At 46.7% G+C, this 15,152-nt stretch carries 9 protein-coding genes; 3 read left to right on the forward strand and 6 right to left on the reverse strand.

Annotation, left to right across the window (positions count from 1 at the left end; translation table 11 throughout):
• Positions 1-136: 136 nt before the first annotated feature.
• Positions 137-580, reverse strand: coding sequence for an IS200/IS605 family transposase (gene tnpA, locus H6F90_RS11720; protein WP_190552651.1), 444 nt, complete (start codon positions 578-580; stop codon positions 137-139).
• A gap of 774 nt (positions 581-1,354) precedes the next feature.
• Between tnpA and H6F90_RS11725 the strand changes: the two genes are divergently transcribed.
• The 3 genes from H6F90_RS11725 (at position 1,355) to H6F90_RS11735 (ending at position 7,383) form a co-directional block, all read left to right on the forward strand.
• Positions 1,355-2,182, forward strand: coding sequence for a hypothetical protein (locus H6F90_RS11725; protein WP_190552652.1), 828 nt, complete (start codon positions 1,355-1,357; stop codon positions 2,180-2,182).
• Positions 2,183-2,330: 148 nt separating this feature from the next.
• On the forward strand, positions 2,331-4,697 hold the full coding sequence (locus H6F90_RS11730) for a filamentous hemagglutinin N-terminal domain-containing protein (RefSeq protein WP_190552653.1): 2,367 nt from the start codon (positions 2,331-2,333) through the stop codon (positions 4,695-4,697).
• Positions 4,698-4,722: 25 nt separating this feature from the next.
• Positions 4,723-7,383, forward strand: a complete 2,661-nt coding sequence (locus tag H6F90_RS11735; RefSeq protein WP_190552654.1) for a CHAT domain-containing protein — start codon at positions 4,723-4,725, stop codon at positions 7,381-7,383.
• Here the strand turns inward: H6F90_RS11735 and H6F90_RS11740 are convergent.
• From H6F90_RS11740 to H6F90_RS11760, 5 genes are all read right to left on the reverse strand, one after another.
• On the reverse strand, positions 7,363-8,121 hold the full coding sequence (locus H6F90_RS11740) for a DUF928 domain-containing protein (protein WP_190552655.1): 759 nt from the start codon (positions 8,119-8,121) through the stop codon (positions 7,363-7,365). The genes H6F90_RS11735 and H6F90_RS11740 overlap by 21 nt on opposite strands.
• Complete coding sequence (locus tag H6F90_RS11745) at positions 8,118-10,499, reverse strand: CHASE2 domain-containing protein (protein WP_190552656.1); 2,382 nt, start codon at positions 10,497-10,499, stop codon at positions 8,118-8,120. The genes H6F90_RS11740 and H6F90_RS11745 overlap by 4 nt, the downstream gene beginning before the upstream one ends.
• Positions 10,500-10,533: 34 nt before the next feature.
• Positions 10,534-11,724, reverse strand: a complete 1,191-nt coding sequence (locus H6F90_RS11750; protein ID WP_190552657.1) for a DUF1822 family protein — start codon at positions 11,722-11,724, stop codon at positions 10,534-10,536.
• Between the two features lie 4 nt (positions 11,725-11,728).
• A complete protein-coding gene (locus H6F90_RS11755) occupies positions 11,729-12,910 on the reverse strand; it encodes a sigma-70 family RNA polymerase sigma factor (protein WP_190552658.1) in 1,182 nt (393 codons plus the stop codon).
• Positions 12,911-13,016: 106 nt separating this feature from the next.
• Entirely contained in the window at positions 13,017-14,798 is a 1,782-nt protein-coding gene (locus H6F90_RS11760; RefSeq protein ID WP_190552659.1) for a ShlB/FhaC/HecB family hemolysin secretion/activation protein, read from the reverse strand.
• Positions 14,799-15,152: the final 354 nt, after the last annotated feature.

Here is a 15,152-nt window from a genome sequence, read left to right on the forward strand (position 1 = left end):
CCTTACCTCGCGATAACGCCCTTGCGCTTCACTACCCTTCACCTCCATCAGGTTGGGAGAGGACTTTCACCTCCTAGCGTGTACACATGTCCGGCACAAATGAACTACCCCGCCGCAAGCGGACGGGGTATCAGCATCAAAAAAGAGTCAATTGCTCATCTCTATGTAGCTGAAGATAGTCGTTGCCCTGAGCTTTAACGTATTTGGCAATCATGCTTTCATTACCATGTTTGCCGACTGTGCTGGCAAAGTAGCCATCACTCCAAAACTCTCCACCCCATAGCTGTCGTTTCACCTGAGGGCATCGCTTGAACACCTCACGTGCCGTCAAGCTTTTGAGCATCGTCACCAGTTTCGTCACACTGTAGCTTGGCACCGACTGCACGAGAAAATGCACATGGTCTTTGTCTACCCCGATTTCCACGAACTTGATCTCATAGCGCTTTTCAATCTCTAAGCACACCTCTTGCAAGACTGCATCAACTTGTTCATCGAACACCGCCCGACGATACTTAGCTGGAAAGACAAGATGGTATAGCAAAACCGTGACGTTATGGCTTTTGTGGATGTACTCACTCATCTCTGCATTTTACGCCGCAGAGCAGCGGGGAATCGACCCGCAGAAATTGAACTTTTGATGGTTATGCAATTCTTGAAGTTTTTAGCCCGAATTTCAAGAATTGATACAAGTTGATGAAACTAATAAAATATCATGTTGGGTCTCCGTACTTTAGCTAGTGCACTTAGAAGGTGTAGAAGGGTCTTAACTGCTGAAGATCTTACTGATGGCTGTATGCGATCGCTCTTCTTAGATCAATTGTACAGTTGATACTCCCTATTTACTTCACTAGTAATTGGGTTTACAGCTCTCTCATCAATGGAGCGATCGTTGCTCTTTATTCACTTCAGTGTAATTGTAATGGCGATCGCTCTTCTCTCATCAGTTGAGCGATCGCTACCTTTATTCCATACACTGTAACGGCGATCGCTTGCTCTCCCTTGGCTGCACGATATTTGGCGCTATAGGTTGTCCGATCGCTGCCTTCATTTAAGTCCTTACGCTAGCGATCGCTGCCTCTAATCGATTGTGCGATCGCTAGCTTTTAATCCTAGATCTGGTCATAGCAATTCAGTACATATACTTAATTTGCTGGCTATAATATATTCTTACTATGAAGCTCTTTAATAAATTGTGTTTTTCTTATAAAGCTATAGCAAACTCTATTTAGTTTCGGCTTATCTTGAATATTCTATAAATCATCAGCCACTCACTGAAAAATTTAACTAATTACTTATAGTTTTCATTCGACAGTGACATTTCTAAAACCTAGATTTAAAGGTAGGGATGCTAATCATGATGAGACTGTATAACTCACTTAATGCAAAAGGAATTTTATGGAAGAGTATATTAACAGCTATAACTCTTACACCGTTTGCTTATTCAGCTGCTCCACTACCAGCTCTGTCCCAGGTAATAGAACCTGTGGGATGTATTGTAGAAGATCCTTGCCCTAGTTTTTCTGGATCTCCTAATGCTGACGAAACTAGGTTTAGATTTATCTTGAACACTTCTGTTGAAGGCGTGAAACAAAACTCCAGTACATTTTTGTTTCCTAAAGCTATTCAGCAAGCTAGATATATTTGTATAGAACAAGCTTTTAATTGCCCTGAGGCAGGACTCACTATTCCCTTTAAACCTAGCAATCTGATAGCTTCTCGAATCAAGTCGGTTGATGACTTTGCAGATTTAGAGCCGAAGATAAACTTTGATCGTTTCAAGTTTGATGATTTTTCTGGTGATCCTGAAGGATTGATTGGTGGGACAAGGTATGATTCCACCTTGTTGAGCGAAGGCTCTAAATTTTCCCTCAGATTAGCTTTCCTAGTCCCACCCACTAGCCCTGATCCTCTCAATGATTTGTCATTTTTAACTTTATTTCTTCAAGCAAGAACTAGTTCATCAACGTTTCCTATTGCCGTTTCATTGCTAAATCAAACTAGTTTTAACACCTTCTTCGACCCTAACTTCAATTTTGTCTCTAAGCCTACATTGGAAGTTCCAGAAGCAAGCTCGGTAGTTGGATTATTAAGTTCAGTCTTTTTCTATACAGCAGTTCTGATGCATCAGCGAATACGAGGATTTATTAAGAAAAGCCACCCGTCATTAAAAGAGCAGGTATAAGTAGTAGATAAGGAGGGTTATAGATGTGTGATTTCTTAGGCTTATGTTCTTATTAACTACAAGCTTAATGAAAGCATTTGAAACTCTTCTTGATTTTTACTCAAGGTTTAGTTCTTAAGGCATATCACTTAAATTTTTGGAGGCACCCATGAAGTTGTGTAGTCTCCTAATAGGCACTGGAGTTTTTTTCTCTTATTTAATGTTGTTTCACTCGGTTTTAGCACAAGTAGAACCAGATGGTACAACTACAACCAATGTAGAACCTTGCAGCACCACATGTAGTATTACAGGAGGTACTCGCAGAGGGGGCAATTTATTTCACAGCTTTAAAGAATTTAATGTTGGGAATAATCAAATAGTTCAGTTTTCTGAAATTCCTCTGGAAGTCGAAAATATTCTTAGTCGCGTCACAGGAACTCATCCTTCTGACATTCGAGGGACCCTCAGCATAGAAAACAAGAGTGTGGCAAATCTATTTTTGCTCAATCCTAACGGCATTATTTTTGGGCCTAATGCTCGCTTAAGGATTCAGGGCTCATTTGTTGCTAGTACTGCTAGCAGTTTTCTATTTTCGGATGGGAGTGATTTTGGTGCTACTCATCCTCAGTTTCCCTCTTTATTGGCAATTAGCACTCCTATTGGTTTACAGTTTGGATTAGACCCAAAAGAAATTCGTGGCGAGGCTCAGGGGCAACAAACCTTTGTTTTAGAGGTTATGCCTGGTAAAACTGTGGCTTTGCTTGGGGGGCGTGTTTCCTTAACTGGAAAAAACATCAGAGCAGCCGGAGGCAGAGTTGAGCTAGGTAGTGTCTCCAGTCCTGACTTAGTAGCTTTAAAAGTGGTGAATACAGGCTTTACCTTCGACTATACAAGTGTTCAAGGCTTTGAGGATATTCAGTTATCTCAAGTTGCTCGTATCAATGTTAATGGTCTGGCTAATAGTTCAATCAGAAGAGGAGGTGCAGTTCAATTGCAGGGTAGAAAAATTATTCTCTCCGAAGGCTCAAGAATTTCCTCTACTACTTTGGGTCCTGAAGCAGGAGGGGCCCTAACAATCAATGCTACTGACTCTGTTGCTCTAAGCGGAGGTTCGTCCATACAAACTTTTACCCAGAATGTAGGTAATGCGGGAGATATAGAGATTAATGCTGCAAATTCTATTACGCTAACTAGCTCTCCTAACCAGACCACTATATCCTCTCAAGTTTGTCCAACTAATCCAAACTGTGGAAACGTTACTGGAAATGGTGGAAACTTAACTCTGAGGACAATAAAATTATTAGTTCAAAATGGATCACGTATAGATGCGTCCACGTTTGGATTAGGTAGAGCGGGAGATATCAAGATAGAAGCACCAGTTATAGAACTGACTGGCTCGCTTCTGGATCTAAATGCTCAGCCTGTAAAAATTGGTGGTGCTCCAGTGACTAGTGGTGTCTTTACCCAGGTTGGGACGGGAGCGATCGCTAACGCAGGCAATGCAGGTGACATAACCATCAATACCGAACGTTTTACAGCTACAAAGGGTGGCCAAATTTCCAGCGCTACCTTTAGTGGAGGGAATGGAGGTAGAGTAACGATTAATGCCTCAGACTCTATTAGGTTGAATGGAGAGGCATTGGGAGCAACTAAAGATGTAGGTAAAAGTGGTATTTTTGCTTCAGCTGAACCGGAAGCTACAGGCGATGCAGGAGCACTGGATATTACAACTCAAAAGCTGACTGTTGATGAGCAAGCCGAAATATCAGTAAGAAATTTTGGTAGGCGAGCAGGCAACTTAGTCATTAATGCTGACTCTATCGTTTTGAACCAAGGACGGTTGACAGCTAAAACCGCAGGAGAAGGTGGAGCAAATATTGTGCTCCGAGGTTTAGATTTATTGCAGATGCAAAATCAGAGCTTAATTTCAGCCGAGGCATTAAACAACACCAGTGGAGGCAACATTATTATTGATGCTCCTAATGGTCATGTCATTGCAGCTACCGATGCTGAGGTAGGTAATGGAAATGACATCGTTGCTAAGGCTTTTGAAGGTGCAGGAGGGGTCATCTTTATTCGAGCCACTGATATTATGGGCCTGCAAGAGCGGAAGTCAGTCGAAGGTAATGCTACCAGTGATATTGATGCTAGTTCTGAGTTTGGTGAGCCTGGTGCCGTTATTACTGAGTTTGCAGTACCAGCTGAATTGCCGTCTCCAACTCTTGTTACCTCTGACTTAGCTCAGGGCTGCCAAGTTACAGGCAGGCAAGCGAGTACTGAATTTTTCAATACGGGCCGAGGTGGTTTGCCGCCAACTCCCTACGATGCTCTGAGTAATAGCGATGTCTTGGATGATGTGCGGGTCCCTAGACAAGCAAGTGCTTTCATAGAAAAAAATGCTCCTTCTGCCTCCAATCCAAGATCTCCTGAGTCAATTGTAGAGGCTCAAGGATGGGTTATGAGTCAGGAGGGAACTATGCTGCTGGTAGCGGAAGCTCCTGGTACAGAATCTCAAAGTCGTTGCAACCTCCACTAGCGATCGCCTCAACAGGAGGTCGGATATGGAATATCGCAGAAGAAAAAGGTTGATTTTTAGTTCTAAACGCTGGCGATCGCGTCATCTCCTACCCATTCTGCTCTGTGCTCTCCTCAGGTTAGGATTTGTTCTAGGCGTTCCAGCGTTATCGGTTCAACCACCGATCGCACCTGTTACTGAAATCATTGCTCAATCCCCCAATGCTCACGCTTCTTTAAAGCAGGGGATCGATCGCTATGAGGCAGGTCAGTTTACAGCAGCATTAGAGAGTTGGCAGCAAGCACTCGGGCGATTTAAGTCTCAGAGCGATCGCTTGAATGAAGCTTTAGTATTGAGCAATTTGTCTTTGGCCTATCAACAACTGGGTCGCTGGCAGGAAGCTGAAGAAGCTGTGGCTCAGAGTTTAGCCATTCTTCGGCAGGAGAAACAAAGTGACGCTTTATATCTAGAAGTTTTAGCAAAAGCTCTTAACACTCAAGGACGCTTGCAGTGGTCGCGAGGAGAGTTGCAAGATGCAGTTGAGACTTGGCAACACGCAACTGTTGCGTACAAGCAAGCTGGCGATCACACAGGTACAGTTATTGGCTTAATTAACCAAGCCAACGCCCTTAAATCTTTGGGATTTAATATTCAAGCCGAAACCCAATTGGAAACTGTGCGACTGATGGTGCAGCAACAGCCCAGTTTGGAACTCAAAACAACAGGTTTACGCAGCCTTGGTACGGCTTTGAGGCGAGTCGGTAAGTTAGAGGAGGCTCGGTCAGCATTACAAGAGAGTCTCCAGGTAATTGATGGTACTAATTTAACGGCAACCAAGAGCTCTACGTTACTAGAACTGGGCAATACGGAGCGGGCATTGGCAAATAAGGCGATCGCGATTGGTAAGACCGATGAAGCCCAACAACATACCCAAACCGCGATCACCTTTTACCAACAGGCCACAGAAGCCACTACTTTACCGATTACAGAACTCCAAGCTCATCTTAATCAGTTCAGCCTTCAGGTTGAGATGGGACAGCAGCCCACGGCATTGATCCCTGTCATCACTGCTGAGCTAGCCAATCTACCTCTCAGCCGCACCACGATTGATGCCGAGCTTAATTATGCTAAAAGCCTGCTGCATTTGAACCATGCAGGAGCCGAGAAGCAGGTGGCTCCCCTCTTAGCTACAGCGATTCAACAGGCCCGTAGCCTCAATGATCCGATCGCCGAGTCCTATGGGTTGGGGCAACTGGGTGAGCTGTATGAGCAGACAGGACAATGGTCAGAAGCGCAAAACTTGACGCAGCAAGCTCTCTTAAAGGCAGAGTCCGCCCAAGCGGCTGAGGTGCGATACCGCTGGGAATGGCAGTTAGGGCGGTTGCTGGCCAAGCAGAGAGATTCGCAGGGAGCGATCGCATCTTATCGTGAAGCGGTTGAGTCGCTAGAAACCATTCGTAATGATCTCCTGCTTATCGATCCCAATATTCAGTTTTCATTTCGAGATGATGTCGAACCTGTTTATCGAGAGTTTGTGGAGCTATTGCTAACTGCCAAGCAGGGAGAGCAGCCGAGCCAAGACCGCCTTAGGCAAGCCATCCATCAAGTGGATGCCCTCCAATTAGCCGAATTAGAAAACTTCCTAGGCTGTAATTTAGCTGAGACGGTAGCGATTAGCGATATTGAGATTGATCCGACCGCTGCCAAAATTTATCCAATGCTGCTAGAAAATCGGCTAGCGGTTGTCCTAGAGTTTCCCGATCCCAAACAACCACTGGTGTATCACGAAGTTCTACAACCTCGTTCAGCAACAAGATCTTGGTTACAAACTCTACGGCAAGATTTGAGTGAGCCAGACCGTACCCCAGAGGCGATCGCAGAACTGCAAGTCGTCTATCAATGGTTGATTGCTCCTTTTGAATCGGTTCTGAAGCAAAACAACCAAATTCAAACCTTGGTCTTTGTTCCGGATGCCGAACTGCGAAACATTCCAATGGCTGCTCTTTATGATGGCAACCAGTATTTGATCACGAGGTATGCCATTGCTGTAGCGCCTAGGCTGGAACTGTTTAGACCGAAGCCACGGCCCAGAAATCTGGATGTGCTGCTAGGAGGAATTGGAGAGCCGCAAACGCTGAGAAACAGAACGTTTCCTAAAATTGAGAATTTAACCCCTGAATTGGAAGGCATCCGAAAACTCGTAAAGGCACAACAGCCTTTATTAAATGAGGCGTTCACGGAAGAAAATTTGGAGCGACGACTTAAAGCAGGCCGTTTTTCAGTCATTCACTTTAAAACCCACGGTATTTTTAGTTCTGATCCTGAAGAAACCTTTATTGTGGCTTATCGTGAATTAATCACTGGTGGAGATATTGGTCGTCTAATTCAATTGAGTCGTGCTCGTGAACTGAAACCTATTGAGCTACTCATCCTCAGTGCTTGCTCCACCGCTCAGGGAGACAATCGCGCTGTTTTAGGATTGGCTGGCATTGCGGTACAGGCAGGCACTCGCAGTGTCGTATCTACGCTCTGGGAAGCGCAGGACCTACCGACTACTCAACTCATGGTACAGCTCTACCAGGCATTACTGAATCCCAAGACCACAAGAGCCCAAGCCCTGCGGCAAGCTCAATTACATTTGATTGAACAGGGATATAGCACTCCCTATGTGTGGGCGTCCTATATTTTAGTGGGCAATTGGCTCTGATCCTGCCTGATTTTGCTGGAGTTGAATGGGGCCTACAATGGGTTTTTGAACTAGGTTTTCTGCGTCAATTAGGGTCATTAAATTGCGCCACCGAGTTCTGAGTTCACTGTTTTGGGGATTACTGCGGAGGCGATCGCTGAGTCGCGCGATCGAATCATACCAAACGTTTGGAGTTATGGCCTCGATTTGTTGCTTTCGTTCTGGTGTTGCTGCTACTCGCTGCACCCAGCCGTCAACGGTTAAAGGTTCATGGTTTCCTTGACAATAAAGCTTAACATACCAGTGATAAAATTTACCTTCCTCAAGCGCAGATTGGAGCGTTGTCGGTAAGCCAATGCTAGTAATTCCTGGTGTCTCAGGCAGCTTGAACTGAGTTTTGTAGAGCCGAGTGATCTCTTCTGGTCCCACCAAAACCGAGAATTCTGCTAAAATAACCTCCTCTGAGTGATAGGGAATATAGAGTAAAATCTTAGGATGGGCTGAAATAGTAGTCACAGGATTTTCTTTGGGTAATAAAGCTACCATGTGCTCCTGAACCGTGCCACAAGCATAAGTATTATTCAATCCTCCCCCCACATCTGTTTTATTTGGGGGTGGTGTCCGGGGCACGGACGGAGGCAACTGCGCCATAACGGAATAGGCGGACATAGCCGTCAACCCTAGAACTAAAGTCGGAATCATCAATAATTTCTGTAATCGCTGTTTCGGTGACCTAGGACTGTCGATAGGAAAAATCATGCTTGCCTCCTGATATCTATGAGCAAAGCTTTTGTCACACCACTAGTTAGCAATAAAGATAAAAGAGAGGGAATGAGGGGCATCCAGCCACCTTGAATCAAGATTGCCAGGCAAACTTGATAGAGAATGAAGACGACGACAACATTCATAAAACCCAGTAGCCACAATGAGCGAATCCACCAGGCTAGTAGGCTACCCAGAAAAGACCAAACTAATACCCAAAGCATATCTCCCCACTGCCAACCGCTCCACTGCGGCAAGGTCCAAATCAGGGGTCGGCCATCGAGAACGGCACTCAGCATCTGGCTGACCATGTGAGCATGAATCCACACACCAGCCATTTTTCCATAGGGAGTATTCAGTGTATCCCTACCAATTGGCGCAGTAATGCCAACTAAAACGATACGATCTTTGACGACATTCCGGTTCATTGACCCCTGTAACACTTGATTCAGCGTCACACGTTGACCAGGGAGATCAGATCGGTAATTAATGAGAACTTCACTGCTGAGACCGTTCAAATTTTGGTAACCACCGAAATGAGTTGAGAGTCGTTTGAAGGTCACAGAGCCAAATTGCCATTCTTGATTTGCATTCACATTTAGAGGTTGAATTCCTGCGGTATAAAGAAAACGGAAGGCTAATTGGAAGCCGAGGCTGTAAGGTATGGAGCAAGCTGAGGGAGAAGTTGCCAGGCTGGGATCATAGGAGAGAAGTTGTCGCCGAATTACATCCTGATCATCAAGAACTAAATCACTAAATCCCATCTGGCTGATTTGTTGGGCTTCAGAAAACTCCTCTGGAGGAGCCCGATTGATGTCTTGAGAACCAAACGAACAGACCGTAAACAGGTTGGGATATTTTTGAAACTGAGCGATTAAACCTGCTCGACCTTGCCCCTGAGGTTGGTGACGATGCATGTCAATGCCGATCGCCCGAGGACTGTGCTGCTCTAGCTTTTCAATTAGGGTTGCTAATGTGTGGTCTTTAAGTGGATAGCCATGTTGATTGGTGTCTTCCTGGGTGACCTCCACCACTAGAATTCGGGGATCGGTGCCTTCAGCAGGCCGTTGGCGCATTAGAGCATCAAAGGCTTTCAGTTCTATGCCCTGCAAGGCTCCTAGAAATCGAACGCCCATGACGATCGTAGTTATCAAGAGATTCGTAGCCAGGCCAATTTGCAGGCTTTTCCAACTCCGCGATCGCCCAGTTTCCTTTGTGGTAAAAACCTCTGGCTTCAAAGATTCATCGATCGCAGGACTCGCTTTTCCTAACAAGCTCTGCCAATCAATGGGAATCTCGGCTGGATTTTGGCAAATCACTGGAAGCCAGGAAGCACAAGGATAATCATCTTCTAGACCTTGGAGCTTTTCTCGGGCTTCTCGCACTGCTTGATAGAATGAACGACCTGAAGAGAAAGCTGTAAGTAGCTGCTTTAAAAACTCCTGTGCTACGCGATCGGGCACGGGCTCCCGCATTACGACTAATTGCGGAATGTTCAGATCTGCCATATCACGGGCTAATCCCAAGCCGTCACAGGAGTTAAAAATCGCAATTTTGAGCCCACGAGCGATCGCCGCAGTTAAAGCATTCTTGAGATGGGCGATCGTGAGGCTATCCGTTTGGTTCAGCACCATCTCGCCTAATTCCCCATCTGGCTGGCTAGTGCTGTGCCCCGCAAAGAAGAAAATATCCCAACCTTGCTGATCCCAAAGCTGTTGATCTAGGGCTTGACGCTGGGGTTCTACCAGAAATGTAGTTTCTACATAAGGCAGTTGCTCTAATAAGATGCGGTCTTGCTGAATGTCTATGCCTTGGCTGTTCCCTAAAACTGCCAAGATTCTGACCTGATTTGCTGAGGCTAGGCGGCTGAAAGAAACTTGTTTGTACTCCGGAGCACTCAGCGCCACTTCTGCCTGCGGATAATCATCAAAGAAGCTCCAGAGATGCCAGGGAAAGCGTCGCAACTGTCGATCATCGGTCTCAACAATGATGCGAATTTCATCTAAGGGTGATAGTTTGGTCCGCAGTCGGCGTTCAACTTTGCTAAAAGAGCTGGCATTGAGCCAGTCATCTAACTGATGCTTGAGTTGCTGAGATAGCTGATCAAACTTGGCCCTAGAAACATGAGTGACTCCTTCTTCCTCAATTTCAATCCCACTACGAGTAGAAGCATGATGCCCACAAAGGGGATGGTAAAAGGCTTCGTAAAGCGATCGCCATTGTTGATAAATCTTTGCTAGTTCTGGAGCTGATGGTAAACTGCCAGTTAACTGCATGGGTGTAGCGCCTTCGGTCTCCCATACCTGCGCAATCACAATTGGCAAGCCCTGTTGCCAATTGCCATGCCCTAACTTCAGAACTACGAGCCGTGACATTGGATACCGACGGTAGATGAGTAATTATCTTGGGTCAAACTACAAAATCTTCCGTAACGCTGTACCCATCCAGGACCACTTGCAATCTGAATTGCGTGTCTGGAGAACATTTGAACCGTTTCAGTTGAATGTAGTTATCTTGATCATCCGCTTGAACCGATTGAAGCGACTCCCCTGTATCAGAAAGTAACAATAGAATCAGATTCGCAGGTACATAAGTTTGCCCTGCCCCAGGATGAAGTTGAACCAGAATACCAATTCTTCCATCTACCTCTGCCTTCAGTGCCATGAGTAATAGAACCGACTGAGGAGGTGTGGCTGATTCTAGTTCAATGACTCGCACTGTCTCTACCAACTCAGAATTGGGGCGAGAGCGCAAACTCACCGCAACGGCTTCGGGTGCTACTCCTAGCAAAGTTTCTAGGGTCTGCCAACCTATGCTGAGTTGGCCTTGGAGCCACTGGCTAAGAGAGATCTGCCTTGGAGCAGACGCTTCCTGATTTTGCGATCGCTGTTGATACAGTTGCTGTCGCCAGGCAGGATTTTCCATTAAGGCTCCCCATAGGGTAAAGGGCACCATCAACCGAGGAAAAGCGATCGCAGAATTTCCTAGTCGTTGGATCAAATTCTCAGCTTGAATGGGGTTTAACACTGATAGGGGGGCGATCGCAGCCCTAGTCTGTTCTGAGCAAAATTGCAGAGTCACCCATAAAGTACTTAAATCTTGGGTGAGCTGGCGAGCTTCCATGCAGTAGGTGCGATCGTCTGGGTCATAATGGCCTTCGCTTTTAAGTGCCTGATGCGTCGTGTAACCCCAAAATCGCACCCACCGATCTGACGATTGAGCGTCCAATTTTACCTGAACTGCTAGATAGTAATCTGCGACCCAACTTGGAATATCAACCCACTCTTGAGGCACTTCCAGCTCAGCATCATCCATGGTTTCTGCTGGAATCAAGACTAGCCGCGTCGAACCAATTGTGATGGCACTACCATTGACCACCTCCCAGATAGCTGGATGTACCAGGGAATCCAGCCAAGTCGTTACCTTTGAGTCGTACTCAGCTCGTATCCAGGCTAATAGAACTTGGAGACAGACCTGATTGAGGTAAGCAGACCAACGACTAGCAAATGTGGAGTGCTGCTGACTTCGCTGCCAAGACTCTACCTCAACGGTTGATGATACCTCTAGCCACCACTCTGTTGGCTTCGCAAATACAAACACGGTCTTATCCCCCTTTCATCATTTTCAGCCACTCCTCTAGAGCCATGCTCATATCTTTTATTTGAATTGAAGTGGGTGAACTATGCAGTTTCTCCTGGCTCCACTGCACTAGCGCCGTCAACAGGGATTCTCTCGCCTTCGTCAATCGGCGTGAAACGGAAGCTTGACTCATAGCACACTCTTGCATAATTTGCTGCTGAGTCCATGACTCACTGTAATAGAGATGCAAAATTTTACGAGATTGACTATCAAGCTGCGCTAAGGCAGCTATTAACGCCTGATGCAGATGAGAGCGTTGAGAGCGGCGGGTTTGCATCTCCTCTTGAGCCACGAGCTCAGACAACAAAGACTCAGAGTGAAGATCGGGCAAATCATCTTGCACTTCTCCCAATTCCCAATTGGGCTTGAGGGCATTGAGCGAATTGATAGGAGGGTAGAGATAAGCCCGTACCCAACCTGCACAGTTGGTGAGCCAGCGCTCTAGCATTTCTGGCTGGCAATCTGAACTCAATGAAGTGAGTTGATGGTGGCGTTCGGTATTGTAGAGTTTGGCGATCGCCTCCCACACTGAGCGATTCGGTGGAGGTAGTTTTTCTCCCAATACAGCTTGAACATAAATCTGGTTAAAACAGATCCAAGCCAGTCGATATTGAGCAATGGTGGTAGGGGCTAGACCCGCTTGTTGTAAGGCTTCCACTAACCGCTTTTTGCTGATTTTGCGCAACAAACTCCAATTGCTACAAATATCTACTTCGTGGCGTTGACGTAGGCTACTGGTGAGCAAACTAGAAAATGCCATTGCTGCATAAGTTTTAAGACTCGCTCCTTTTTCTGGTTTGAAGTCTTGCAACACTGTCTCAACTTCAGCGATCGCCATTTGAAAGTAATCTGCCAAAGTGTAGCGAGGATTGGTAAATTTTTTGATTGCTTGTAGAGCTGTCCAGTAACCAGTCTCTTGCAAGTAAGCAGATAGATGCAAAGTTGCTAACTGAGGAGACGAATCCTGCCAAAGTTTGTACCAGTAGAGCGCCCAAAAAGCCTCTGAGCTAGGTGCTTTAAATGATTGCTCTAAGCAGCGCCGCATACTCCGATGCAATTTGGGCTCTACAGCCCAATGACTGAAATGATCTGCCTCAAACTGGACAAACGTTGAAAAGATCTCTGTAATGCCTTCGCGAGGATGCATAGATATCAAAGATATTGAGCCGTCTGACTCAAGGCTTTTGCTAGATCAAGCCTGGGATGATACTAGCCTAACTCAATTACTTGTTAATCAAATGTTTACTACTGTTTCAAAACGGATTGTAAATGATGGAGAAATAGAGCCCATTTTCTTGCCAGGTGTCTTTGCTCGCATCTACCGAGACTAGAGGAATTCCCCAATCGAATCGAGCGGTAAGGCAATCGCCCGTTTGCCAACGTAGCCCTAACCCAACTGACGCTAGAGTGTCTGGGTCAGGCTCCTCGCGATCGCCCCGATTCCAAGCCGTGCCAAAGTCCACAAAGGGGATGAGTTGCAGAACACTATCCCACCGACGAATCTGGGCAATGGGTAAGCGCATCTCTGCCGAGGCAAACACCCCATTGTCAGCGAGCAGAAGATCCTGACGATAGCCCCGCACCGTTTCTTGCCCACCTAAACCAAACTGCTCCAACGGCACTAGGGGTCGGTCAGCCAGTTGCACATCCGTTCGCAGTAACAACAGCGTATCAGGAGCCAGCAGCCTGACCCATTGTCCTTGGCCTCGCCAAGTAAAAAAGCGGCTATCGGGTCCAGTGTCGCTAATCGTAGCATCTAACGCATCCAGACCGAGACTAAATTGCGATCGCGCTGCCAGCACTTCTCGGTCACTGCGTCGTGTCCACTCCTGAAAAAATCGTAAGGCCGAAATTCGGGTTTTCCCTTGCTCATCGGCTCCTAAAGCGGGAAAGGGAATATCTCCACCGAGTAAGGAGGCTTGGCTTTCGCGGCGACTGGCGGTTAAGCCAATGGCAAATTCTTCACGAGGCGTCTCCACCAAAGGTTGGCGCAGGGTCAGTTCATAATAGCGAGAGTTGGCATCAATATCGAGCTGGTCAAACGGTTCTTCGATTACCTGGCTAGAGGAGCTGCCATAAGCGAAGTTGAGGGTGCCATTGCGGGCATTCAGGGGCAAGATGTAGCTGGTATCGAGGGAGTTGCTGCCAGCTGTGTTGCTGTAAGCGGCACTGAGACCGTCACCTAGCCCTAATAGATTGGCTTCGCTGAGTTGCAAGCGCCGCCGAAATGTTCCCACACTAGGCGATCGCCCATTGTCTAGCATCACCTGGGTATTAAAAGTTTCTGCTTCACTCACCCGGATTTCTAGGATGCTCTGCCCTGGTCTCGTTCCCGCAGATAATTCGGCTGAGAGGTTCTCGATCAGCGGGTTGAGTTGCAATAGTTGTAGCGCTTCAAGCAGGCGATCGCGGTTCAGGGGTTGCTTTGTAGCGATCCCCAACCGATTCCTCACATAGGTGGGTTTTAACCGCTGGGTTCCAGTGATTGCGATCTCTTCTAACGTTCCTTCGACGACTTGGATCTTGACCACGCCATCACGTAATTGCTGGGGTGGAATGTAAGCGCCAGAAGTGATGTAACCGCGATCAACATACAGTTGCGTCACGGCTGAACGTGCCTGAAACAGCTCTACGAGAGAAATAGGGCGCTGAGTGAACGGTTGTGTTACCGCAGCCAACTCTGCTGGACTAAAGACGGTACTTCCCTCGACTTTGAAGCGCTCTACAGTAATGGTGGCAGGCACGTTATCGGGTAGAAGTTGCGGTTGTGTCCCTTCAGGAGCAGCAGTAGGGGGCGGCAGCAACTCTTCGGGTGGCGGCAAAAGAGGTGCAGGGGTTTCCGGGGTAGGAACGGTCTGAGAGGGTGGCTCTAGAATGTCCGGTGGAGGGAAAGAGGTTTGAGCCAATCGTGGCTCTAGAGTCGGAGTTTGGCTGACCACTGGCGTCTTGGCTAACACTGAGGTCACCAAGGTACCATTGATCAACAGAATTAAACTTAGTAGCAGAGGCAGTTTGTTCCAGGACCTGTCTAGCATCTTACTAGTGTTCCATCTCCACTTCCTTGCACTAGAATGGCTTAACGTTATAATAACGACAATGATTTGCCTGCTGTTGGTAACGATAGTTATCGATATGAGACCTCGGCAAAATCCACAGATTTATTCTCAACCTTCGCTCTGTTTGCGGATGAGCAGTTTGCTAGATGGCGACCAATTCCCAGCTAACCCTCTTCTGTCACTTTAGAAAAACAATAAATAGTAATGCTCTTGAAGCAGTAAACCTTATCGGAAATAGAAAGGGATGTTGATTAAGTCACTCCTTGCCCTCTGGATCTGCAACTAAACCGCTTGGAGCTTCTGCTTCGCTTTTTGAGAGCGGTAGGTGAGTCG

It is taken from the genome of Trichocoleus sp. FACHB-591 (assembly GCF_014695845.1).
In the GTDB taxonomy this organism is placed as follows: Bacteria; Cyanobacteriota; Cyanobacteriia; order FACHB-46; family FACHB-46; genus Trichocoleus.